Annotated in this window: 20 protein-coding genes, 1 tRNA gene and 1 riboswitch; of the genes, 10 read left to right on the top strand and 11 right to left on the bottom strand. The window is 68.5% G+C overall.

The genetic code is table 11. The annotated features are described in order from the left end of the window. Positions 1-263 precede the first annotated feature (263 nt). The 6 genes from C4B68_RS23800 (at position 264) to fmdA (ending at position 3,989) form a co-directional block, all read left to right on the top strand. A complete protein-coding gene (locus C4B68_RS23800; protein ID WP_240634449.1) occupies positions 264-710 on the top strand; it encodes a fluoride efflux transporter FluC in 447 nt (148 codons plus the stop codon). Then, on the top strand, positions 707-1,060 hold the full coding sequence (locus C4B68_RS23795) for a DUF190 domain-containing protein (protein WP_099501767.1): 354 nt from the start codon (positions 707-709) through the stop codon (positions 1,058-1,060). The genes C4B68_RS23800 and C4B68_RS23795 overlap by 4 nt, the downstream gene beginning before the upstream one ends. Further along, positions 1,057-1,431 (top strand): fluoride efflux transporter CrcB, encoded by a 375-nt coding sequence (gene crcB / locus C4B68_RS23790; RefSeq protein WP_099501769.1) that lies wholly within the window; start codon positions 1,057-1,059, stop codon positions 1,429-1,431. The genes C4B68_RS23795 and crcB overlap by 4 nt, the downstream gene beginning before the upstream one ends. Before the next feature lie 287 nt (positions 1,432-1,718). After that, positions 1,719-1,997: an FmdB family zinc ribbon protein gene (locus C4B68_RS44800; protein ID WP_099501770.1), complete on the top strand. Its 279-nt coding sequence runs from the start codon at positions 1,719-1,721 to the stop codon at positions 1,995-1,997. 81 nt (positions 1,998-2,078) lie between these two features. Next, a complete protein-coding gene (locus C4B68_RS23780; RefSeq protein WP_099501772.1) occupies positions 2,079-2,714 on the top strand; it encodes an AmiS/UreI family transporter in 636 nt (211 codons plus the stop codon). A 24-nt stretch (positions 2,715-2,738) separates the two neighbouring features. Beyond that, positions 2,739-3,989, top strand: a complete 1,251-nt coding sequence (gene fmdA, locus C4B68_RS23775; RefSeq protein ID WP_099501774.1) for a formamidase — start codon at positions 2,739-2,741, stop codon at positions 3,987-3,989. Positions 3,990-4,072: 83 nt separating this feature from the next. Here fmdA and C4B68_RS23770 read toward each other — a convergent pair. Next, positions 4,073-4,158: transfer RNA gene (locus C4B68_RS23770), tRNA-Leu, on the bottom strand. Positions 4,159-4,581: 423 nt separating this feature from the next. Here C4B68_RS23770 and C4B68_RS23760 point away from each other — a divergent pair. Next, on the top strand, positions 4,582-5,352 hold the full coding sequence (locus C4B68_RS23760; protein WP_099501775.1) for an ABC transporter ATP-binding protein: 771 nt from the start codon (positions 4,582-4,584) through the stop codon (positions 5,350-5,352). 218 nt (positions 5,353-5,570) lie between these two features. Next, positions 5,571-8,099, top strand: coding sequence for an ABC transporter permease (locus tag C4B68_RS23755; protein WP_099501777.1), 2,529 nt, complete (start codon positions 5,571-5,573; stop codon positions 8,097-8,099). Positions 8,100-8,179: 80 nt separating this feature from the next. Here the strand turns inward: C4B68_RS23755 and C4B68_RS23750 are convergent, their stop codons facing one another. From C4B68_RS23750 to C4B68_RS23715, 8 genes are all read right to left on the bottom strand, one after another. After that, entirely contained in the window at positions 8,180-9,511 is a 1,332-nt protein-coding gene (locus tag C4B68_RS23750; RefSeq protein ID WP_099501941.1) for an SAM-dependent methyltransferase, read from the bottom strand. A 313-nt stretch (positions 9,512-9,824) separates the two neighbouring features. After that, positions 9,825-11,219 carry an NAD(P)/FAD-dependent oxidoreductase gene (locus C4B68_RS23745; protein ID WP_099501779.1) on the bottom strand — a complete coding sequence of 465 codons (1,395 nt, stop codon included), beginning with the start codon at positions 11,217-11,219 and terminating at the stop codon, positions 9,825-9,827. Between the two features lie 423 nt (positions 11,220-11,642). Beyond that, on the bottom strand, positions 11,643-12,584 hold the full coding sequence (locus tag C4B68_RS23740) for a Ppx/GppA phosphatase family protein (protein ID WP_099501781.1): 942 nt from the start codon (positions 12,582-12,584) through the stop codon (positions 11,643-11,645). Between the two features lie 133 nt (positions 12,585-12,717). Further along, entirely contained in the window at positions 12,718-13,242 is a 525-nt protein-coding gene (locus C4B68_RS23735; RefSeq protein WP_099501783.1) for a DUF501 domain-containing protein, read from the bottom strand. A gap of 98 nt (positions 13,243-13,340) precedes the next feature. Further along, positions 13,341-13,817, bottom strand: a complete 477-nt coding sequence (locus C4B68_RS23730) for an FtsB family cell division protein (RefSeq protein WP_099501784.1) — start codon at positions 13,815-13,817, stop codon at positions 13,341-13,343. 117 nt (positions 13,818-13,934) lie between these two features. Then, positions 13,935-15,215 (bottom strand): phosphopyruvate hydratase, encoded by a 1,281-nt coding sequence (gene eno, locus C4B68_RS23725; protein ID WP_099501942.1) that lies wholly within the window; start codon positions 15,213-15,215, stop codon positions 13,935-13,937. 271 nt (positions 15,216-15,486) lie between these two features. Next, positions 15,487-16,164 (bottom strand): LysM peptidoglycan-binding domain-containing protein, encoded by a 678-nt coding sequence (locus tag C4B68_RS23720; RefSeq protein WP_099501786.1) that lies wholly within the window; start codon positions 16,162-16,164, stop codon positions 15,487-15,489. 4 nt (positions 16,165-16,168) lie between these two features. After that, positions 16,169-16,332, bottom strand: a riboswitch (cyclic di-AMP (ydaO/yuaA leader). Positions 16,333-16,515: 183 nt separating this feature from the next. Beyond that, a complete protein-coding gene (locus tag C4B68_RS23715) occupies positions 16,516-17,439 on the bottom strand; it encodes a transglycosylase family protein (protein WP_476715116.1) in 924 nt (307 codons plus the stop codon). Between the two features lie 483 nt (positions 17,440-17,922). Between C4B68_RS23715 and C4B68_RS23710 the strand changes: the two genes are divergently transcribed. After that, on the top strand, positions 17,923-19,179 hold the full coding sequence (locus C4B68_RS23710) for a cytochrome P450 family protein (RefSeq protein ID WP_099501788.1): 1,257 nt from the start codon (positions 17,923-17,925) through the stop codon (positions 19,177-19,179). 305 nt (positions 19,180-19,484) lie between these two features. After that, entirely contained in the window at positions 19,485-20,696 is a 1,212-nt protein-coding gene (locus C4B68_RS23705; protein ID WP_099501790.1) for a globin domain-containing protein, read from the top strand. A 100-nt stretch (positions 20,697-20,796) separates the two neighbouring features. Here the strand turns inward: C4B68_RS23705 and C4B68_RS23700 are convergent, their stop codons facing one another. Then, positions 20,797-21,870, bottom strand: coding sequence for a nucleoside triphosphate pyrophosphohydrolase (locus tag C4B68_RS23700; RefSeq protein ID WP_276311591.1), 1,074 nt, complete (start codon positions 21,868-21,870; stop codon positions 20,797-20,799). A 109-nt stretch (positions 21,871-21,979) separates the two neighbouring features. Beyond that, complete coding sequence (locus tag C4B68_RS23695) at positions 21,980-22,639, bottom strand: SurA N-terminal domain-containing protein (RefSeq protein ID WP_099501792.1); 660 nt, start codon at positions 22,637-22,639, stop codon at positions 21,980-21,982. Between the last annotated feature and the right edge of the window lie 227 nt (positions 22,640-22,866).

The raw sequence follows: 22,866 nt of genomic DNA, 5'->3' as shown, positions 1-22,866 counted from the left end.
ACCAAAAGGTGGGCGTGCCTTGCCCGCACGTCCACGCATAGACGCGGCCAGTTACGCTGGTGAGCAGCGGCGGGACTCCGAGTATCAGCCCGGCGCGCGGCGGTGGGGCCCGCCGCACCCGAACTGCGGCAAAGAAGCCGCCAACGGTCCCTGCTTGCGATGGTGTGCACCCTGTGTATGGGTGCCCGGCGAGTAGGAGACGTACGTTCATGAAGGGCCCTGACTCCCTGAACAGCCTTGACTCCACGATGGTTGATGGATCCATGGACCCTGAAACCGACTCCGTACCCGGACTGTGGCGTGTTCGGCTACGGACGCAGGGGCCGGTCGTGGGGGTCGTGGCACTGGGGGGCGCGCTGGGCGCGTCGGTCCGGTACGGGGCGTCGCTGGTGTGGCCGGTCGGGGACGGCGGCTTCCCGTGGACCACGCTCGGGGTCAATGTCGTGGGCTGCGCCGTGATCGGCGTATTCATGGTGGTGATCACCGACGCGTGGGCGGCGCACAGGCTCGTGAGGCCCTTCTTCGGCACCGGAGTGCTGGGCGGGTTCACCACGTTCTCGACGTACGCGGTGGATGTCCAGCGCCTGATTGCGGACGGCCGAGCCCTCGCGGGACTGGTCTGTCTTGGGCTCACGCCGCTGGCTGCGCTGGCGGCGGTATGGATCGCGGTGTGGCTGACGCGCCGCGCACTGGCGTGGAGGCATGCATGACCAGACTGACAGGTCGCGCACTTCGCGTGACCATCTTCGTCGGAGAGAACGATCTGTGGCATCGCAAGCCGCTCTACACCGAGATCGTGCACCGGGCGCGCAAGGCAGGACTGGCCGGCGCTTCCGTCTTCCGCGGGATCGAAGGGTTCGGTGCATCGTCGCTGATCCACACCATGCGTCTGCTGTCCTTGAGCGAGGACATGCCAGTGGCGGTCGTGATCGTAGACACCGAGGAGGCGGTCAGGGGCTTCCTCCCACAGCTGGACGAGCTGGTGACCGAGGGGCTGGTGATCCTCGACGACTGTGAGGTCATCCGGTACGTCGGACGGGACAGGGGCAAGGCGAAGTGAACTGGCTCCTGGTGATCGCCGGTGCGGTGGTGGGTGCCCCGCTGCGCTATCTGACCGACAGGGCGGTGCAGCAGCGGCATGACACGGTCTTTCCGTGGGGAACCTTCGCCGTGAACATCGTCGGCTGCCTGGTGCTGGGAGTGCTGACGGGCGCGGTCACGTACACGGGCGCCTCGCACGCGGTGCAGCTGCTGGTCGGCACTGGGCTGTGCGGGGCGCTGACCACCTATTCCACCTTCTCCTACGAGACGCTGCGCCTGGCCGAGTCCGGGGCGAAGTTCCTGGCCTTGGTCAATGTGATCGGCAGCGTGACGGCGGGCTTGGGGGCGGTGTTCGTCGGTGTCACGCTGGCGGAGGCACTGTGGGGCTGAGGGGGACAGGCACGGGTTACCGCGTCGCCCCATAACCGTCTGCACATTCAGTTACGCATTGGTTCGCATGCGCGAAAAAGAAGGGCGGAACTCCTCGGAGAACGGAACTCCTCGGAGAAACCGCCCCGATGAGGCACCCAGCGAACGAGCCACCGTCTCTTCCAGGGGTTGACACGCGGATTTACGAGACGTCTCCTTGAAGAGGAAGTGAACTGCGATGTGCGCCGATCGGGGCGCGCCGCACACGCTCGGGTTAGCCAGCGTCCACCGGCATCCGGAGACTGCAGATGGCAACCTATGAATATCTATGCAGCCGCTGTGGGCCTTTCGACGTGAAGTTGGCGATCGGAACAGCGCCCAAAGCTTATGGCTGCCCTGTTTGCGCAGGTGCTGCAAGACGCGTGTACACCTCGCCCGGGTTCACATCGGCCTCACCAACGGTCGCTGCTCTCCATGAACGGGAGGAGCGGTCCCGCGACGCCCCGGCAGTGGTATCCGAAGTGCCGCCAGGCAGAAGGGTGCCACGGCGCCCGCACCCCGCGCTCTCGCGACTGCCGCGTCCCTGAGGGCGGTGGTCGACAAGGCGGAACGCCTCAGGCGGGTTTCGACCATTCCGTCCCCCACGCGGACTGAGGAGGTGCGTCCCCGTGGGCAACGTGGGACTGCTCTTTGTCGGTGCGGTGCTCTTCATCAACGGCTTGCTGCTTCTCAGAGTCGTCGACGGCAAATCCGCAGCGGTGTTCAACCTTTTCATAGGCGCACTGCAGGTACTGACACCGACTTACCTCATCTTCACCGCCGGCGATGACCAGATGAAGATTCTGGCGGCGTCCGGAATCTATCTGTTCGGCTTCACCTACCTCTACGTAGGTATCAGCCTGCTCGCCGGTCTCGACAACAACGGCATCGGCTACTACTCGCTGTTCGTGGCCGTCGCAGCCCTGGGATACGCGTTCGTCAATTTCCGGCTCTTCAAGGACCAGCCCTTCGGGGTCATCTGGCTCTACTGGGCATTCCTCTGGTTCCTGTTCTTCCTGCTGCTCGGTCTCAAGATGGACGGCCTGAGGACCTATACGGGCTGGGTAACCGCGATCGAGGGCTGGGTAACCGGAGTTATTCCCGCCGGGCTGCTGCTCTCCGGCTACTGGAAACACCCCACCGAGATCGCCATCGCCCTGGCGGTGTTCGGCGTCGTGGTGTTCGCGGCGCTGTGGCCGCTCACCAGGTCCCGGCAGCCGGCCCCCGCGGCCCCTGCGGCCGGAAGCGTGAGCGCACCAACGTGACCTGATAGGAAATGAGGAACTGTCATGCCCGAAGTCATCTTCCATGTGGACCAGAGGAAGTCGATGCGTGACCAGGATGTCCCCGGACACAACAGGTGGCATCCGGACATCCCCACCGTCACCACGGTCAAGCCCGGAGCCGAGTTCCGCTTGGAAACCCGTGACTGGACCGACTGCCAGGTCGGCAACAACGACTCCGCCAACGATGTACGCGACATCGACCTGGCCATCCCTCACATGCTCAGCGGCCCGATAGGCATAGAGGGCGCGGAACCCGGCGACCTGCTCGTCGTCGACATCCTCGACCTCGGCCCCGTTCCCCAGCAGACCGGCGACGCGGCCGGCGAGGGCTGGGGCTACACCGGTATCTTCGCCAAGGCCAACGGCGGCGGCTTCCTGACCGACTACTTCCCCGACGCCTACAAGGCGATATGGGACCTCCACGGACAGCAGGCCGTCTCCCGTCACCTCCCCGGGATCCGCTACACCGGCATCACCCACCCCGGGCTGTTCGGAACGGCACCGTCCGCCGAGATGCTCACCCGGTGGAACCGCCGCGAGCAGGCTCTCATCGACACCGACCCCAACCGGGTCCCGCCCCTCGCCATCCCCCCGGACAGCAACAACGCACTCGCCGGCACGGCCACCGGAGACCTCGCCACGCGTATCAACGCGGAAGGCGCACGCACGGTGCCGGCCCGCGAGAACGGGGGCAACCAGGACATCAAGAACATGACCCGCGGCTCACGGGCCTTCTTCCCCGTGTACGTCAAGGACGCCAAACTCTCCGCGGGCGACCTGCACTTCAGCCAGGGCGACGGAGAGATCAGCTTCTGCGGCGCCATCGAGATGGGCGGCTTCATCGATTTCCACGTCGACCTGATCAAGGGCGGCATGGAGACGTACGGCATCTCCACCAACCCGGTGTTCATGCCCGGCAACGTCGAGCCGCGCTACACGGAGTTCATCAGTTTCATCGGCGTCTCCGTCGACCACGACACGGACACCAACTTCTACATGGACGCGACGCTCGCCTATCGCCGCGCCTGCCTCAACGCCGTGGAGTACTTCAAGAAGTTCGGGTACAGCGGTGAGCAGGCCTACCTGCTCCTCGGCTCCGCCCCTATCGAGGGACGCATCAGCGGCATCGTCGACATCCCCAACGCATGCTGCTCGCTGTATGTGCCGACCTCCATGTTCGACTTCGACGTCCGGCCGTCCACCGCCGGACCGGTAAAGGCCGACCGCGGCAAGTGCGCGGTAGCCACCGCCTGACCGGACCGGACGACCACGGCCCCGCAGCCGGAAGGACTGCGGGGCCGTACGCTGCGTGGGCTCGCGCTGCGCCGCAGGTGCGGTGGTGCCCGGAACCGGACTTGAACCGGTACGCCCGCGAGGGGCAGCGAGGTTTAAGCTCGCCGTGTCTGCATTCCACCATCCGGGCAGGCCATGGGCGCCGCGTCGAGGTTCCGAGCCTATCGGGACGCATCCCCCGAACAGCGGACGGGCGGCGCGATGTTGTCTTATTTTATTGACGTCTGAGGGTGCATCAGCCACCGGTACGGGCCATCCGCACTTGCCAAGAGGCTTTCGGACGGCCCACGGCGGCGCATACGGAATGACGGAATTTCACCGTCCGAGCGCATCCGAACCAGCGGAACCGGCGGCCGTCAGGGCACTGCACCGGCACCCCACCCGGAGACCACTCAGGGGAGCCCCCTCATCCCCAGGTATGACACGGCCGCTCCCGGTGCGACCGAAGTCTGCCCCCGGAACCAGAACAGCGGCTGACTCCAGCGCACGGATCGCCCGTGACGATGGAACACGACCCCAGAAGCGTCGTCGTCCCGACAAGGAGCGCCCTCCCGTGACCACCACTCCCCTCGCCGATCGATCCACCGCCGTGGCGGCCCGTGCCACGGAACTGTCGAAGGTCTACGGACAGGGCGAGACCCCGGTGGTCGCCCTCGACCGGGTCACCGTAGACTTCCGCCAGGCCGAGTTCACCGCGATCATGGGCCCCTCCGGATCCGGCAAGTCCACGCTGATGCACTGCGTGGCCGGCCTGGACACCTGCAGCAGCGGCTCCGTGCGCATCGGCGACACCGAGCTGGGCTCTCTCAAGGACAAGCAGCTCACCAAGCTGCGCCGGGACAAGATCGGCTTCATCTTCCAGGCGTTCAACCTGCTGCCGACGCTGACGGCCCTGGAGAACATCACGCTCCCGATGGACATCGCGGGCCGCAAGGCCGACAAGGAGTGGCTCGACAAGGTCATCACGATGATCGGGCTCTCCGACCGCCTCGGCCACCGGCCCTCCCAGCTCTCCGGCGGCCAGCAGCAGCGCGTCGCGGTCGCCCGCGCCCTCGCCTCCCGGCCCGCCATCATCTTCGGCGACGAGCCGACCGGAAACCTCGACTCCCGCTCCGGCGCGGAGGTACTGGGCTTCCTGCGCAACTCCGTACGGGAGTTGGGGCAGACCGTGGTGATGGTGACCCATGACCCGGTGGCTGCGGCGTACGCGGACCGGGTCGTCTTCCTCGCGGACGGACGCATCGTCGATGAGCTGTACGCACCGACGGCCGACGCCGTCCTCGACCGCATGAAGCAATTCGACGGCAAAGGCCGCACGAGCTGACGTCCGAGCACGCCTGCTCCGGCCTGACGTCCGAGCACACCCGCTCCGGCCGACCCGCGTACGACCGACGCGCGTACGACCCACCCGCGTACGACCGACCCGCGTACGACCGACCCGCATACGGCCGACCCGCGTACGACCGACCCGCATACGGCCGACCCGCGCCCGACAGGCCGCGCGCCCACCCGTCGACGTAACCCTCCTGGACTGAGAAACCCATGTTCCGTACCGCCTTGCGCAACGTACACGCGCACAAGGCCAGGCTCCTGATGACCGTGCTCGCCGTGATGCTCGGTGTGGCGTTCGTGTCGGGCACCCTGGTCTTCACCAACACCATCTCGGACGCCTACCAGAAGAGCTCCGCCAAGGGCTTCGACCAGGTCGACGTCGCCATCCAGCCGGAGAACCCGGCGGACGAGGGCGACACGGTCGGCAAAGAGCAAAAGCTCACGCATTCCCTGCTCGACAAGGCCGTCAAGGTCCCCGGCGCGGACACCGCCATCGGCGTCGTGCGCGGCTTCACCGCCATCGCCGACAAGGACGGCAAGCTCGTCGGCGGCGGCTTCCAGTCGCAGGGCGGCAACTACTGGGGCGACAAGGACCCCCGGTACCCGCTGACGAACGGTCACGCGCCCCAGGGGACGCACGAGGTCGCGATCGACTCGGAGACCGCGAAGCGGGCCGGATACAAGGTCGGCGACACCGTACGGCTGTCGGTCGACGGGCCCGTCCTCACGCCGACCATCACCGGCATCTTCACCACCGACGACGGCAACGTCGCCGCGGGCGGCAGCCTCGCCCTCTTCGAAACGGCGACCGCGCAGCGGCTCTTCCACTCGGTCGGCACCTACGACGAGATCGACGTGAAGGCGGCGCCGGGCACCAGCCAGACCGCGCTGCTGGGCGCGCTCGACGCGGTCGTACCGAAGGACGTCGCCTCCACGACGACCGGTCAGCAGCTCGCCGACGACCAGGCCGAGCAGATCTCCTCGGCGATGAGCGGCATGAAGACGGGCCTGCTGGTGTTCGCCGGCATCGCGCTGTTCGTCGGTACGTTCATCATCGCCAACACCTTCACCATGCTGGTCGCCCAGCGCACCAAGGAGCTGGCCCTGCTGCGCGCCGTCGGCGCCTCCCGCCGGCAGGTCACCCGGTCGGTGCTGATCGAGGCGTTCTTTGTCGGCACGGTCGCCGCCCTCACGGGTCTGGCCGCCGGCATCGGCATCGGTGCCGGCATGCGCTCCCTGATGAACTCCCTCGGCGCCACCGTGCCGAGCGGCCCGCTGGTCATCTCGCCCGGCACGATCGCCACGGCCCTGCTCGTCGGCATCCTCATCACCATGCTCGCCGCCTGGCTGCCAGGCCGCCGCGCCGCGAAGATCCCGCCCGTCGCCGCCATGAGCAGCGTGCACGCGAAGGCGACGACGAAGTCCCTGGTCGTACGGAACACGATCGGCGCCCTCTTCTCGGCCGCGGGCATCGCCGTGGTCCTGTACGCGACGACCATGGACGGCTCGGACGGCCAGGCCCCGATGGGTCTCGGCGCGGTCCTGCTGATCATCGGTGTCTTCGTCCTCACCCCCCTGCTGTCCCGCCCGCTGATCGCCGCCGCGGCGCCCTTGCTGCGCGTCTTCGGGGTCTCCGGCAAGCTGGCCCGCCAGAACTCGGTACGCAATCCGCGCCGTACGGCCGCCACCGCCTCCGCCCTGATGATCGGCCTCACCCTGATCACCGGCATGACGGTGATGGCGGGCAGCCTGCAGAAGTCGATCGACAAGATGGCCAGTTCCGCGATCAAGGCGGACTACGTCGTCTCGATGGCCAACGGCTACGAACTCTCCCCGGACGTCGAGAAGAAGCTCGCGGGCGTCGACGGAGTCACGGACACCAGCTCCCTGCGCAACGCGCCCTCGCGCATCGACCAGCAGACCGAGTACCTGACCGGCGTCAACGGCGCGTCCATCGCCAAGCTCACCGACCTCACGATCACCGACGGCGCCTTCGAGGTCGGCGGCGCGCGGGTGGTCGTCGACAAGGACACCGCCACCGCGCACGGCTGGAAAGCCGGTTCGGACCTCCAGGTCTCGTACGAGGACGGGAAGAAGGGGAAGCTGACGGTCGGCGGTGTGTACGAGGGCAACGAGATGATCCACGGCATCATCCTCGACAACGCCACACTCGCGCCCCACCAGAGCGACGCCTCCGACTTCCAGGTCATGGTGAAGACGTCGAGCGGTAGGTCCGACGCGACCAAGGACCGGCTGGAGAAGGCCCTCGGCGACAACCCGGCCATCCAGGTCCAGGACAAGAAGGACATCTCCGACGGCATCGCGCAGATGTTCACTCTGATGCTGAACATGCTCTACGGCCTGCTCGCGATGGCGGTCATCGTCGCCGTCCTCGGCGTCATCAACACCCTCGCCATGTCGGTCTTCGAGCGCTCGCAGGAGATCGGGATGCTGCGCGCGATCGGCCTCGACCGCAAGGGCATCAAGCGGATGGTCCGCCTGGAGTCCCTGGTCATCTCGCTCTTCGGCGGCGTGCTCGGCATCGGCCTGGGCGTGTTCTTCGGCTGGGCGGCCGGTGAGCTGCTGGCCAGCAAGATGACGACGTACGAACTCGTCCTGCCCTGGGGCCGGATGGGCGTCTTCCTCCTCCTCGCGGCGACGGTCGGCGTCCTGGCGGCGCTGTGGCCGGCGCGCCGGGCGGCCCGTCTGAACATGCTGACGGCGATCAAGTCGGAGTAGCCACAGCCGCGAAGGGGCCCGTTCCGGAGGGAGCGGGCCCCTTCGTCGTACGTACGAGTCCCATCCGTACGAACGTGCCGTCAGGTACCCCAGGTACGCGCCCGCAGAGGCATCCCGGAGGCGCCGGACGGTTCGGGCGTCCTGACCGCGAGGACCTGGTTGACGCCGATGCGGTTGCGTTCGAAGGCGAGGGCGGAGGCCGCCATGTACAGCCGCCAGACGCGGGCCCGGCCGGGGCTGGAGAGCTGGACGGCCCGCGCCCACCGCGCCTCCAGGTTGGCGACCCAGCGGCGCAGGGTGAGCGCGTAGTGTTCGCGGAGGGACTCGACGTCGCGGACCTCGAACCCGGCGCGCTCCAGCTGCGTCACGGTGGTGCCGATGGGCGCGAGCTCGCCGTCCGGGAAGACGTAGGCGTCGATGAACTCGTCCACGGAGTAGGTGGATTCGTCCCGCTGCGGCCGCCGGGCGATCTGATGGTTGAGCAGCCGTCCGCCGGGCTTGAGGAGGGCGTACAGCGTGCGGGCGTACTCCAGATAGCGTTCCGCGCCGACGTGTTCGGCCATCCCGATGGAGGAGATCGCGTCGTACGGCCCGTCGGCGACGTCCCGGTAGTCCTGCACGCGGATCTCGACCTTGTCGGTCAGCCCCTCGTCGGCGACGCGCTTACGGGCGTACGCGGCCTGCTCCTGCGACAGCGTGACGCCGACGACGTTCGCGCCGTGCTCGCGGGCGGCATGGATGGCCATCGAACCCCAGCCGCAGCCGACGTCGAGGAGCCGCTGACCGGGCTTCAGGCCGAGCTTGCTGGCGATGAGTTCGAGCTTGTCGCGCTGGGCGTCCTCGAGAGTGCCCTCGGGGGATGCGTTCTGGGGCGCGTCGTGGTGTGCGTCGTGGAATGCCCAATAGGCGCACGAGTAGACCATGGACGGCCCGAGGACGGTCTCGTAGAAGTCGTTGCCCACGTCGTAGTGGTGGCTGATCGCTCGTTTGTCGCTGCGCTTGGTGTGCAGATGGTGGCGCCTGCGGACCTCCTCGCGGGGCGGGGCGGGGGGCAGCGGGGGCCCGGCCATCTTCACCAGCCCGCGCACGGCGGCGCGCACCTGGGGATCACGCAGCGCTTCCCCGAGCCCCCTGGCGTCCTCGCCGCGCTCCCACACGAGCCCGGACATCAGCCCCAGGGCGGTGTAGAGGTCGCCCTCCACGCCGAGGTCCCCGGCGACCCAGGCCCGGGCCAGGCCCAACTCGCCGGGTTTCCACAGAAGTCGGCGGATGGCCTTCCGGTTGCGTACGACGAGGGCGGGGGCGTCGGGTGGGCCGGCTTCCGTGCCGTCCCAGGCGCGGATGCGCAACGGGAGCGGGGCCCCCAGCAACTGTTCGACAAGGCTCTTCAGCCGCGGCGCGGCGTCCTGCATGACGTACACCTCCGAGACGGACTCCCGAACGCTTCAACAACACGTAAACACCAACCTGCCCCTCGCGCAGTCCCCCTTCCGCGTTACACATTGGCCAAATACGTGTACTCCCCATGTAAGTTCAGCCCCTCCGGCGTTTGAGGATCGGGGTCTGGGGCGCTGCATCCAGCGGCTTCGCCGCGGGCCCAGGACGGGACGGGCAGGGGCGGAGGGGGCGAAAAAACTTCGCACGCACCCCCACACGAATACGCCGAAGGGACCCCCCGCACCACGGATGGCGGGAGGCCCCTTCGGGCAGATCAGCGACCGGAGGTCAGGAGGCCTTGGCCTTCTCCCCGGTCTTGGCGGCCGCAGGCGCCGCGGCCGCGGCCGGCGCCGGCTTGGCAGCCTCGTAGAACTCCTCGCGAGGAGACTCCATGGCCCCCAGCGAGACGACCTCACGCTTGAGGAACATCGCGAGCGTCCAGTCGGCGAAGACCCGGATCTTCCGGTTCCACGTCGGCATCGCCATACCGTGGTAGCCACGGTGCATGTACCAGGCGAGACGGCCCTTGACCTTGATCTTCACCTTGCCCATGACGATCATCGCAACGCCCTTGTGGAGGCCGAGCCCGGCCACCGCACCCTTGTTGGAGTGCGCGTACTCCTTCTGCGGGAAGCCCCGCATACCGGAGACCACGTTGTCGCCGAGCACCTTCGCCTGCCGCAGCGCGTGCTGCGCGTTCGGCGGGCACCAGGCGTTCTCGACACCGGCCTTGCGGGCGGCGACGTCGGGCACCTGGGCGTTGTCACCGGCGGCCCAGATGTAGTCCGTGCCCTGCACCTGGAGGGTGGCCTGGGTGTCCACGTGACCGCGCGGGCCGAGCGGCAGACCGAAGCGGGAGAGAGCGGGGTTCGGCTTGACGCCGGCCGTCCACACGATGGTGCTGGAGTCGACCTCCAGGCCGTTCTTCAGAACGACGTGGCCGTCCACGCAGGAGTCCATCGACGTCGAGAGGTAGATCTCGACCCCGCGGCTCTCCAGGTGCTCCTTGCCGTACTGACCGAGCTTCGGACCGACCTCGGGGAGGATCTTGTCCGCTGCGTCGACGAGGATGAAGCGCATGTCCTCACGGGACACGTTCGTGTAGTACTTGGCCGCGTCGCGGGCCATGTCCTCGACCTCGCCGATGGTCTCCGCACCGGCGAAGCCGCCGCCGATGAAGACGAAGGTCAGTGCCTTGCGGCGGACATCCTCGTCCGTCGTGGAGTCGGCCTTGTCGAGCTGCTCAAGTACGTGGTTGCGCAGGCCGATGGACTCCTCGATGCCCTTCATGCCGATGCCCTGCTCGGCGAGGCCGGGGATCGGGAAGGTGCGGGAGACCGCGCCCATCGCGATGACGAGGTAGTCGAAAGGCAGCTCGTACGCCTCACCCACGAGGGGGGCGATCGTGGCGACCTTGCGGTCCTGGTCGATGGTGGTGACCCGGCCGGTGAGGACCTCCGCCTTGGGGAGCACGCGTCGCAGGGGAACGACGACGTGCCGCGGGGAGATGCTGCCGGCGGCGGCTTCGGGGAGGAAGGGCTGGTAGGTCATGTACGAACGGGGGTCGACGACCGTGACGGTCGCCTCTCCGTAGCGCATCTTCTTGAGGATGCGCCGAGCCGCGTACAGGCCTACGTACCCACCGCCTACTACGAGGATCCTGGGACGCTCCGTGGTGCTCATGCATTCGAGTATCCACCTGCCCCTGGGGGGTCGCTCGTGCGCCCCTTCACAAGCTTTTGCAGGGTCTCTGCTACACTGCGCGGCCCACGTGACGCAGGTCATGCCGGTCCAGGGGAACCGCTGTCCGGTGCGGACCGTTGTCAAGGCCTCGTGAGCTGCCGCTCCGGCCTTTCGGGCCGACTGGACCAGACCCCCGATTCACCCGCAGGCGCCGGCCTCGGGCCGCTCCTGCGAGCACGCTCCTGGACCACCTCAACCCTTCCGGGTGACCCCTGGCGAGAATTCCTCGCCCAGCAGGGCCCTTTTCCTTGTGAAGAACTTCACGAAGTTTCCCGACGACACGTCACCAAGAGGCTCTTCGGCGCCCTGCAGGTGCGCTCATACGGTTTCCGACCTGCTCAGTCGAGGTGTCCGAGCCGTGGCCTAGGCCACGGACCAGGCAATCCCGTCGAGGATGTCGTGCTCGCTGACCACGACCTCCTGGGCGTCGATCCGCTCCATGATCGAGAGGAGGACGAGGGCACCCGCGGCGATGACGTCCACGCGGCCCGGGTGCATCGAGGGAATCGTGGCGCGCTCGGCGTGCGTCGAGGCCAGCAGCCACTCGGTGATCTCGCGGACCCGGTCGTAGGAAATGCGGGAGTGGTGGATCGCGGCCGAGTCGTACTCGGGGAGGTTCTGGGCGATCGCCGAGACGGTGGTCACCGAGCCGGCGAGCCCGACCAGCGTGTGCGCCTCGCGCAGCGGCACCGTCTGCTCGGCGAGGTCCAGGGCGTCCTCGATGTCCGCCCGGATCGCCTCGACCTGAGCGGGCGTCGGCGGATCGCTGACGACCCCCTCGCGCACCAGGTGCCGCTCCGTCATCCGTACGCAGCCGATGTCCACCGACCGGGCGGCGCGCACATGCTCCTCGCCCACGACGAGTTCGGTCGAACCGCCGCCGATGTCCACGACGAGGTAGGGCTTGGTCAGGTCGTCCCTGCCCTTCAGCTCCTTGGTCGCGCCGATGAAGGAGAACTCCGCCTCCTCGTCACCGGAGATGACCTCCGGCTCGACGCCGAGGATGTCCAGCACGCCCCGTACGAACTCGTCGCGGTTCTCGGCGTCACGGGAGGCCGAGGTGGCGACGAACCGGAGCCGCTCGGCCCCGTGCTCCTTGATGACCGCCGCGTACTCACGACACGCCGCGAACGTCCGCTCCAGCGCTTCCGGGGCCAGCCGTCCGGTCCGGTCGACGCCCTGCCCGAGCCGGACGATGATCATCCGCCGGTCCAGCTCGACGAGTTCCCCGGTGTCCGGGTCCGCGTCGGCGACGAGCAGCCGGATGGAGTTGGTGCCGCAGTCGATGGCAGCGACCCTGGTCATGGTGTCTGGTCTCCTGTGGGGCTGGAAATCTTCAGCCCGTCCGGCGTTCGAGGACGAGCGCGAAGCGCGATACGGGGGTCTGGGGGCGGAGCCCCCAGTACGGGACGGGTAGGGGCGGCGGGGGCGAAAGAAGTCAGTCCCCGGTCTCCGGGACCACGCACGCCCCCTTGGCCCACCACTCCGGCAGCATCGCGATCGCCTCGTCGCCGAGGGGGTTCACGCCCGGGCCCGCGGCCAGCGAGTGGGCCACCAGCACGTGCAGGCACTTCACGCGGTCCGGCATGCCGCCCGCGCTCGGGAAGCCCTCCAGCACCTCGATGGAGTCGCGGCGCGCGATGTAGTCCTCGTGGGCGGCCCGGTACGCGGCGGCCAGCTCGGGGTCGGTCGCCAGCCGCTCCGTCATCTCCTTCATGACGCCGTTGGCCTCGAGCGTGCCGATCGCGGACGCGGCCCGCGGACACGTCAGGTAGTACGTCGTCGGGAACGGCGTCCCGTCGGGAAGACGCGGCGCCGTCTCGACGACGTCCGGCTGCCCGCACGGGCACCGGTGCGCGATCGCGCGCAACCCGCGCGGCGGCCGGCCGAGCTGCTGCTTGAAGGCCTCGACGTCCGCGTCGGTCGGCTCGGTGCGCGGGGTGGGCGGCGGTGGCGTTTCCATGCCGTGAGTCACATGTCTTTCTGGTCAGTTCACGTTCAGTGGCCGACGGTGTCCCAGGGTGCGCCGGCCATCGGTCAGGCCATCGGTCAGGCCATCGGTCACCGGTCGGCGGCGTCGGCCTTGTCCACGCCGTCCCAGAGGTTGGCGTACCAGGGACGGTCGGCCGCCCCCAGGTCGGTGCGGGACTGCTTCGCCGCGTCCGGGTCGATCACGACGTAGCCGGTCTCGCCCGGCATTACATAGTGCAGCCGCTCCCGGATCCGCTGCTCGGCGTAGGCATCGTCCTGCCAGCGTGCCTTGAGGTCGCGCAGCTGCTCGACCCGCTCGCGGGCCTGCTCCCGCTGCCGCTCCTGATCGGCGATCTCGGCGCGCTGGGACACGTACTGCCTTATCGGGTACGCGAGGGCCACGATCAGGGAGCAGAGGACGAGGGCCAGAAGCGCTGCCCGTCCCGTGAGCCGCGAACGGCGGGCCTGGCGTTTGGTCTGGGAGCGGTAGACCCGGGCCGCCGTCTGCTCGCCGAGCAGCCGCAGCCTGGTCGCGGTGGAGAACCGGTCCCGGTCCTTCACGGCCATGTCCCCGCCTCCCCTTCACACGTACGTACGTCCCCGCACACGGTACGGGACCGAGTACGGGGACGTACGTACGACGCTTCCTACTGCCTTTCTCCTGCTCTTCTACGAAGCTGAAGCTCAGCCCTTGAATCGCGGGAAGGCGCTGCGGCCGGCGTACACCGCGGCGTCGTCGAGGATCTCCTCGATGCGCAGCAGCTGGTTGTACTTGGCGACGCGCTCGGAGCGGGCCGGTGCGCCGGTCTTGATCTGGCCGCAGTTGGTGGCGACGGCCAGGTCGGCGATCGTGACGTCCTCGGTCTCGCCGGAGCGGTGGGACATCATGCACTTGAAGCCGTTGCGCTGGGCCAGCTCGACGGCGTCCAGGGTCTCGGTCAGCGAACCGATCTGGTTCACCTTGACCAGCAGGGCGTTGGCCGCGCCGTCCTCGATGCCGCGGGCCAGGCGCTCCGGGTTGGTGACGAACAGGTCGTCGCCGACGAGCTGGACCTTGTCGCCGAGCTTGTCGGTGATGACCTTCCAGCCGGCCCAGTCGTCCTCGAACAGCGGGTCCTCGATGGAGACGAGCGGGTACGCGTCGACGAGCTCGGCGTAGTACTCGGTCATCTCGGCGGCGGAGCGCTCCTTGCCCTCGAAGAGGTAGGAACCGTCCTTGTAGAACTCGGACGCGGCGACGTCGAGCGCCAGGGCGATCTGCTCGCCGGGGGTGTAACCGGCCTCCTTGATCGCCTCGAGGATGAGGTCGAGGGCCTCGCGGTTGGAGCCGAGGTTCGGGGCGAAGCCGCCCTCGTCGCCGAGGCCGGTGGACAGGCCCTTGCTCTTCAGGACCTTCTTGAGGGTGTGGTAGACCTCGGTGCCCCAGCGCAGCGCCTCGGAGAAGGACTCCGCGCCGATCGGGGCGATCATGAACTCCTGGATGTCCACGTTGGAGTCGGCGTGCGAGCCGCCGTTCAGGATGTTCATCATCGGAACGGGCAGCAGGTGCGCGTTCGGGCCGCCCAGGTAGCGGAAGAGGGGGAGGTCGGACGCCTCGGAGGCGGCGTGGGCGACGGCGAGCGAGACGCCGAGGATGGCGTTGGCGCCGAGCGAGCCCTTGTTGTCGGTGGCGTCCAGGTCGAACATCGCCTGGTCGATCAGGCGCTGCTCGGTGGCGTCGTAACCGACGAGCTCCGGGCCGATCTGCTCGATGACCGCGAGGACGGCCTTCTCGACACCCTTGCCCTGGTAGCGGTTGGGGTCACCGTCGCGGAGCTCGATGGCCTCGAAGGCGCCGGTGGAGGCGCCGGACGGGACGGCGGCACGACCCGTGCTGCCGTCGTCGAGGCCGACCTCGACCTCGACGGTGGGGTTGCCTCGCGAGTCGAGGATTTCCCGGGCTACGACGACGTCGATGGACGGCACGAGCATCTCCTTCTGGGATGTGACGCGGGGTACGCCGGGCGTGGGCCCGGCAGGGTGCTGCACGGTGAGAGTTCTGCGAGATGAGCCTAACCGGCTCGGGGCGATCGGCCAGCCGCTCACCCACCCTGTGGACGGAACACGGGCAGAACCGAGGGTAAACATTGTTTCATTCGGGAACAAAAAGCCCCGCTCCGGTGCGCGCGGGGGAACACGCACCGGAGCGGGGAGTCCGCATGGACGGGGGGAGTCCGCGCGGACGGAGGGCGGGTCGTCAGCTGAGGTGCAGCTGCTGACCCGGGTAGATGACGTCCGCGTCGTCGATGATGTCCTTGTTCAGCTCGAACAGCTTCTGCCAGCCGCCCTTGACGTTCTTCTTCTCCGCGATCGCGCCGAGGGTGTCGCCCTCGACGACCTTGTACTCGCCGTCACCCTTCTTGACCTTCTCACCGGTCGGGGTGGTGACGGTCGCCTCGGCGGCCGGGCGCTCGGCCGAACGGGAGGCCGGCTGCTCCGTCGTACGGGTGTCGGTGGTGCCGGCCGGCGCGCTGGAGCCGCTGCTCGTACCCCCGTCGTACGGGGTGCTGGACAGGCTCGTGCCGCAGTTCGGCCAGGCGCCCTTGCCCTGCCCGGCGAGGACCTTCTCGCCGATGGCGATCTGCTCGGACTTGGAGGCCTGGTCGGCGGTGGGGGCGTAGGCGGTGCCGCCGTACGCGGCCCAGGTGGAGGGCGAGAACTGCAGGCCGCCGTAGAAGCCGTTGCCCGTGTTGATGGACCAGTTGCCGCCGGCCTCGCACTGGGCGACGGCGTCCCACTCGGAGGCGGTGGCGGCGGAAGCGGTGCCGGACGCCACCAGCGGGGCGCTGATGGCGACACCGGCGAGCGCGGCGACACGGGTGGTCCGGTGGAAGACGGACGGGCGGCGGCGCTTGACCTTGCTGGAAAACAGCATGGAGTGATCCCCTCACCGACGCCTGCGAGGTGAGCTGTCGGGTTCGGGCGGGTGAGTGCCCGGCCGCGCGCCCCTGGCGCACGACTTCACCCCAAGCCACTCCCGGTCAACTACCGGGCGCGGCACTTACCTTGGGTCCCCCGCTCCTGCCTACGGCGCTTGACGCGACGACTGTTCCCGTACGGCCGTTGGCAGGACTCGGCGTTGCGACCGTCGGGGCCCGCTGTGGCGAGCGGTGATGACCGTAGGCAGGCAATCGGCCGAATTCCAAAGACGATCAGGGCCTTTGAGATCCATCTCTCACTCGCGCCAAACCGGACATTCCACGGCGAACCAGGACGCGAACTCCCGCTACTTTTCGTCCGGTTCGACACCAACTGCAAGGCTCTGACCGGGGAGGATGAGGTCGGGATCGGCGCCGACCGTCTCCTTGTTCTCGGCGTACAGCTCGGTCCATCCGCCCTCGAGGTCAAGGGTGTCGGCAATCGCCCAGAGGTTGTCCCCGGCGCGCACGGTGTACGAGCCGTCGGCGGCGTCACGGGAGGCGCCGGAGCCACGTGAGGCGTGCCGCCCGGAAGACCCGTCCGTACGGCCGTCGGTCACGTCGTCCGTCGCGGCCTCGTCGGCAGTGCCGCCACGGTGGCGCCCGGCGCCGGTCGACGTACCCGAAGAGTCGCCGTTCTGGCCGTACTTGTCCGACTCGTCACTCTCACCCGTCACCGTGTCCGAGCCGCCGGAATCCCGCGAGGCACCGGAGGAGCCGTCGGACTTCGTCGCTTTCCAGCTCTCATTCGAGGAGGAGCCGGCCGAGGAGTCGGAGCCCTCCGCTCCGGACGAACCGGACGCAGCGGGTGAACCAGACGACTCAGACGACTCGGATGAATCCGAGGAACCAGAGGAATACGAAGAACCGGATGAGCTCGGCGAATCGCCCACAACCCCCGTGTCGACCTCGACGTCGCCCGAGTGTCTGCTGAGCCCGTTGAGCGGTCCGCACGTCGGCCATGCGACGAGGCCCTGGTCGTCGAGGATCTTCTCGGCGACGGCTATCTGCTGCGAGCGGCTGGCCTGGTCGGCGCTCGGGGCGTAGACGAGGCCGCCGTACGACTCCCACTTCTCCTGGGTCAACTGCAGCCCGCCGTAATACCCGTTGCCGCTGTTCGCACTCCAGGCGCCACCGCTCTCGCACTCCGCGACCCGGTCCCAGGTGGTGCCGTCGGCCGCGCTCGCACTGGTGGCGCCGAGCAACGGGATCGCGATGGCCGATCCGGTCACCCCTGCGGCAACGATGAGGGCCGGGGCCTGACGGGGGCGACGATGACGGCCGTTCCCGGAGAGCATGCGGAAGCCTTTCGCGTGACAGCAGGTGACTACAGCGACGGATGGGCCGCGTTGACGGTTGAACGTATCCGCACTCGAACGCTTGTCACAAGTCGATGCAGCAGAGATCACGTGAAGATCACAGAGTTGAGGGAATGTCACTTTTGGGAGGATAGGCGACCGTTCTCCGACATTCCTGCCGAGGTTCTTCTGTGCGCTTACCAAGGTTTTCCGGTGCGCTTCGCGAGGCTCTCGGCCGCGCCTGCCGAGGTTCTCGGCGCACCTACCGAGTGGGCGTGACCTCCACAGGAAGCGTGCGCAAACCACGCTGGCCGGTGCCGTTTTTGGGAACCTTACCTGTCACTCTGTGCAGTTGAAGGGGAATTGCGCAGATCGGCGTCCTCACCCACACGACGCGACTCCAGGTAACGTCACCCCGTGAACGCCCCACATATCGAACCCGAACTCTTTACCTGGGAGTTCGCCACCGATCCGTACCCCGCCTACGCGTGGCTCCGCGAGCATTCCCCCGTACACCGCACCACCCTTCCCAGCGGTGTCGAGGCGTGGCTTGTGACCCGGTACGCGGACGCCAAGCAGGCGCTCGCCGACCAGCGGCTCTCCAAGAATCCCGTCCACCATTCCGAAGACGCCCAGGGCAAGAGCAAGACGGGCATCCCCGGCGAGCGCAGCGCCAACCTCATGACTCATCTGCTCAACATCGATCCGCCGGACCACACGCGGCTTCGCCGGCTGGTCTCCAAGGCGTTCACACCCCGCCGAGTAGCCGAATTCGCGCCCCGCGTCCAAGAGCTGACCGACCATCTCATCGACCAATTCGCGCCCACCGGAAGCGCCGACCTCATTCACGAGTTCGCGTTCCCCCTCCCCATCTACGCCATCTGTGACCTGCTCGGCGTCCCCAGCGAGGACCAGGACGACTTCCGGGACTGGGCAGGAATGATGATCCGCCACGGCAGAGGACCGAGAGGCGGCGTCGCCCGATCGGTCAAGAAGATGCGCGGGTATCTCGCGGAGCTGATCCACCGCAAGCGGGAGGCCCTCCCGGAGAGGCCCAGCCCCGGCGAAGACCTCATCTCCGGGCTCATCCGCGCCTCCGACCACGGCGAGCACCTCACCGAGAACGAAGCCGCGGCCATGTGCTTCGTACTACTGTTCGCCGGTTTCGAAACGACCATCAATCTGATCGGCAACGGCACGTACGCACTGCTTCGCAACCCAAAGCAGCGGCTGCGACTACAGAAGTCGATCGAGCGTGGTGAACATGAGCTACTCGACACCGGTATCGAAGAACTTCTCCGTTACGACGGCCCTGTCGAACTGGCCACCTGGCGCTACGCAACCGAGTCCCTCGACATGGGCGGACAGCGAATCGCTTCCGGTGATCCCGTGCTCGTGGTTCTCGCCGCTGCCGACCGTGATCCCGCCCGTTTCGAGAAGCCGGACACACTCGACCTCTCCCGCCGAGACAACCAGCACCTCGGCTACGGCCATGGCATCCACTACTGCATCGGCGCCCCGCTGGCCCGTCTCGAAGGCCGCACCGCTCTGGCCACCTTGCTGCGCCGTCTACCCGACCTACGGCTTGCTGCTGATCCCGCGGACTTGCGATGGCGAGGCGGCCTGATCATGCGCGGGTTGCGGAACCTCCCTGTGGAGTTCACGGCACGTTGACAGGCGTGGAGCGGCGCGCTTCGAACCGTGGATCAGCTCGCTGAGGCACGAGTGACCAGAGGTGGTCCCTGGCCTGCTCCCAGTCCGCCCGTTCCATCGTCTCGATCGACGCCCTTCGCCCCTGGGCTGCCAGCCTCGCCAACTCCCCGCCCAGCCAATGCCCCTTGCTCCCCCTTGTCGACCGGATGCCCTGGAGCCGGGCACTCGGCCGCGCCCCCTCCCCGCCGCCACCCCCTTCGCCCGAGGCTGTCCCTAAATCGCCAACTGTTTGACCCTGTGACTCGACAACTCTCTACATTCACGCGGTGGACCCCGACATACTCAGATCCAGCTTCGCGGTGGTCGAACGACGCGCCGAGTTCGCGGTCAAGTACTTCTATTCGCATCTGTTCCGCCACCACCCGGACGTCCGCGGGCTGTTCCCGTTGGACTTCCCGGAGGACATGGAGCGGCAGCGGGACAGACTGTTCGCGGCGCTCACCCATGTGATGGAGCGGCTGGAGGACCCGAAGCTGCCGGGGTATCTACGGGAACTGGGCCGGGACCACCGCAAGTATCTGGCGCAGCCGGACCACTACGCCGCCGTGGGCGCGAGTCTGATCGCCGCGTTCGCCGTCGCGGCGGGGTCGGCGTGGAGTGCGGAGGCCGAGAAGGCCTGGGGCGAGGCCTATGGGGCGATCACGAACGTCATGCTCCAGGGCGCGTGGGAGTCGCAGCACGAAGGCGAACCGCCCTGGTGGGACGCCGAGGTCACCGCCCGCACCCGGTACGGCGACGATCTCGTCGTCCTCACCCTGCGACCGCACCAGCGCCTGCGCTACTCCGCCGGCCAGTACGTCAGCCTCAACGCCCCCCACCTGCCGGGCATTTGGCGCCCCTACTCCCTGGCCAACGCACCCCGCGTCGACCACACCGTCGATCTGCACATCAGCCGCGTCGAGAACGGGGTGCTCTCCACCGCCCTCGTCCGGGAGACCCGGGAGGGCGACGTCCTGCGGCTGGGCGCGCCCGGCGGCGGACTGATCATGCGCACACCCAGGGAACAGCCCCTCACCTTCATCGCGGCCGGCACGGGATGGGCCCCCGTGAAGGCCCTGCTGCAGCAGCTCGACGCGACACGCGAGGCCCGGCTGTTCCTCGTCGCCCGCGACACGTCCTACCTGTACGACCGAGACGCCGTCGAACGGTTGCAGGCCCGGCTTCCCCGGCTCGCCGTCACCTTCATCACCCCCGCGCCCGGCCGCCCCAAGGCCCAGGCGACCGAACGGCTCCTGACCGCGCTGGGCAACCGTGCCGGCTGGACCCTGCACGACGTCTATCTGGCCGGTCCCCCCAAACTCGTCGAAGAGATCAGCGCGACCCTGCCCGCGCTCGGCACACCGCCCGAGCGGATCTTCCACGACGTCCTGCCGCCGACCGGACAGGGGCACCCCCGACCGCTGGGCACGGCGGAGTGGCTCCTCAACCGCCCCCAACCGGCCTGGCACAACCCGTCGAGCCGCACCCCGCAGACGTAACGAAGGCCCCAGCCCGCCGGCTCCTCCCCTTGCCCGCCAGGCCTCCTCTTTGGGATCCATCGGCCCTCCTCCGGGCCGTCAGGAAGCGAACCAGCGACCCTCAGTACTCCTCGCCCATCTCCTCGCCCATCTCCTCGTCCGTCTCCTCTTCCTCCACCGCCTCCGGAGCGCCTTCCGCCATGCGGATCGCGTCCCGGTACGCCCGTGCCGCCGCCCGCAGTGCCGCCTCCGGGTCCACGCCCTCGGCCTCGGCGCGCGCGGCTATCGCCAGGAGCTCGTACCCGACGCTCTCGCCCGCCGGGAGAGCCACCTCAAGTCCCGCCGCACGCACCCGCGATGCCAGCTTCGCCGCCAGGGCGAGGCCCGGCTGACCGAGCGGGACGCCCTCCGTGACGGACGTCCGCCGCTTCTCCTCGGCCTTGGTTCGCAGCCAGTGCTCCTTGACCTCCTCGGGGGTGGTGGCTGTCTCTTCGCCGAAGACGTGCGGGTGGCGGTGGATCAGCTTGGTGACGATGCCGCCCGCCACGTCGTCGATGGAGAAGGGGGCGTCCTCGTCCTCCTCGGCGATGCGGGCGTGGAAGACGACCTGGAGCAGCACGTCGCCGAGTTCCTCGCGCAGCTCGTCCCGGTCGCCCTCCTCGATCGCCTCGACCAGTTCGTACGCCTCCTCGATGCCGTACTTCGCCAGGCCCTTGTGGGTCTGCTGGGACGACCAGGGGCACTCGGCGCGGATGCGGTCCATGACCTGGACGAGGTCGAGGAGGCGGGCGCCCGGCAGGTCGTACGAAGCGGGGAGCAGCTCCAGGTCCGGCATCTGTATGCGGCCGGAGCCGGCCAGGCGGGCCAGGCCGTCGGTGATCCGCGGCTCACCCTCGCCGGTGGCGACGACGACCAGCGTGCGGCCGCCCGCGCAGGCATCGACCAGCTCCTGGGCGGTCGGGGACGCCTCGTCGACGGTGATGCCGGCCTCGCGCAGATAGGGCAGCTGCGGGTGCGCGCCGTCCGCGCACAGGACCTGGTCGGCGCCGCGGAGCGCCTGCCAGGCGGGCCAGGACAGCAGCCCGGGCGCCACTCGGTGGCTGGTGGTGAGCAGGACGATACGGCCGGGGGCGGTCGGGTCGCCGTCGGTGCCGGTCGGGTTGAGGTCGCCGTCGAAGCTGCTGGTTGCGTTCACCCCTCGAACGTAACCCACGCCGCCGACAGCCCCGGAAGTTATCCACAGCCCCCGTCACAGCCCCAGTCGCAGCCCGCCCCGCCTCCCCGCTTCCGCCCTGCGGAAACCGTTACGCCGGCTGCTGTGTCTGCGCCGCGGTGATCTCCCGCAGCCACGGCGTCTTCGCGTCGACGCGGCTGCTCTTCTGGACGTCCCAGGCGCCGTAGCGCGGGTTCAGGTCGACGTGGAGCTGCCGGGAGGCGGTGGACAACGCCTTCCAGAATGTGGCCTTGCCCTCGGTGGTGTTCATGTTGGCGCCGAGCGCGGCGGCCAGCTTCTGGGCCTCGATCTCGGTGCGGAGGCTGTCGTCGAGCCGGGCCGGCGCCACCCCGTAGTTCTGCAGCCAGGCCGCTTCCAGCGCCTTCGCGCCGCCCGCCTGCTGTTCGAGGGCCGTCCGCATCTGCTGGGTGTCCTTGCGGGTCACGGTCACGCCCGCGTCCTTCGCGGCCCGGTCCAGGACCTTGTCGAGGACCATGCCGTGCAGGGTGTCGCGGGTGAGACCGCCGGTCCTGGCGATGGCCTGCTCGTACTGGGCCTCGTCCTTCATGGCGGCCCGTTGTGCCGCGCGCACCTCGTTCACCCGGCTCTCCAGCTGCTCGACGGTGATCCGCTGACCGCCGACGACGGCCGCGGCGCCTGGATGCGCCTGGCTGCCGCACGCGGTGAGGAGAGGAGCCGCGGCGGCGATCGCGGCGGAGAGGACGAGCACGGTGCGACGGCGGCGGTGCAAGGAAGCCTCCCGAGGAGAGATTGTGCGACGGTGCACAAAGTCTTGCGGTGATCGATGTTAGGCAGTGGCCCAGCTCTCGGCCACCCTTTCGACCAACGATTCGCCCAGCCTTCAGGCACCGTCGCGCCACCACATCGGCATCACATGGCGCATCGGCCCCTCACCAAGGCGGCGCATGACCTACGGCCGCACCGCCCACGGGTGCAACACGTACGGGCGCGAAGCCC

This window comes from Streptomyces dengpaensis, assembly GCF_002946835.1.
In the GTDB taxonomy this organism is placed as follows: domain Bacteria; phylum Actinomycetota; class Actinomycetes; order Streptomycetales; family Streptomycetaceae; genus Streptomyces; species Streptomyces dengpaensis.
Note: the sequence above shows the minus strand (reverse complement) of the source record. Positions and strands in the feature narration are given on the sequence as shown.

Excerpts from the sequence above, each read along its gene's own strand:
- C4B68_RS23800 (WP_240634449.1), top strand. The coding sequence starts at position 264 with ATGGACCCTGAAACCGACTCCGTACCCGGACTGTGGCGTGTTCGGCTA.
- C4B68_RS23795 (WP_099501767.1), top strand. The coding sequence starts at position 707 with ATGACCAGACTGACAGGTCGCGCACTTCGCGTGACCATCTTCGTCGGA.
- C4B68_RS44800 (WP_099501770.1), top strand. The coding sequence starts at position 1,719 with ATGGCAACCTATGAATATCTATGCAGCCGCTGTGGGCCTTTCGACGTG.
- fmdA (WP_099501774.1), top strand. The coding sequence starts at position 2,739 with ATGCCCGAAGTCATCTTCCATGTGGACCAGAGGAAGTCGATGCGTGAC.
- C4B68_RS23755 (WP_099501777.1), top strand. The coding sequence starts at position 5,571 with ATGTTCCGTACCGCCTTGCGCAACGTACACGCGCACAAGGCCAGGCTC.
- C4B68_RS23750 (WP_099501941.1), bottom strand. The coding sequence starts at position 9,511 with ATGCAGGACGCCGCGCCGCGGCTGAAGAGCCTTGTCGAACAGTTGCTG.
- C4B68_RS23745 (WP_099501779.1), bottom strand. The coding sequence starts at position 11,219 with ATGAGCACCACGGAGCGTCCCAGGATCCTCGTAGTAGGCGGTGGGTAC.
- C4B68_RS23740 (WP_099501781.1), bottom strand. The coding sequence starts at position 12,584 with ATGACCAGGGTCGCTGCCATCGACTGCGGCACCAACTCCATCCGGCTG.
- C4B68_RS23735 (WP_099501783.1), bottom strand. The coding sequence starts at position 13,242 with ATGGAAACGCCACCGCCGCCCACCCCGCGCACCGAGCCGACCGACGCG.
- C4B68_RS23730 (WP_099501784.1), bottom strand. The coding sequence starts at position 13,817 with ATGGCCGTGAAGGACCGGGACCGGTTCTCCACCGCGACCAGGCTGCGG.
- C4B68_RS23720 (WP_099501786.1), bottom strand. The coding sequence starts at position 16,164 with ATGCTGTTTTCCAGCAAGGTCAAGCGCCGCCGCCCGTCCGTCTTCCAC.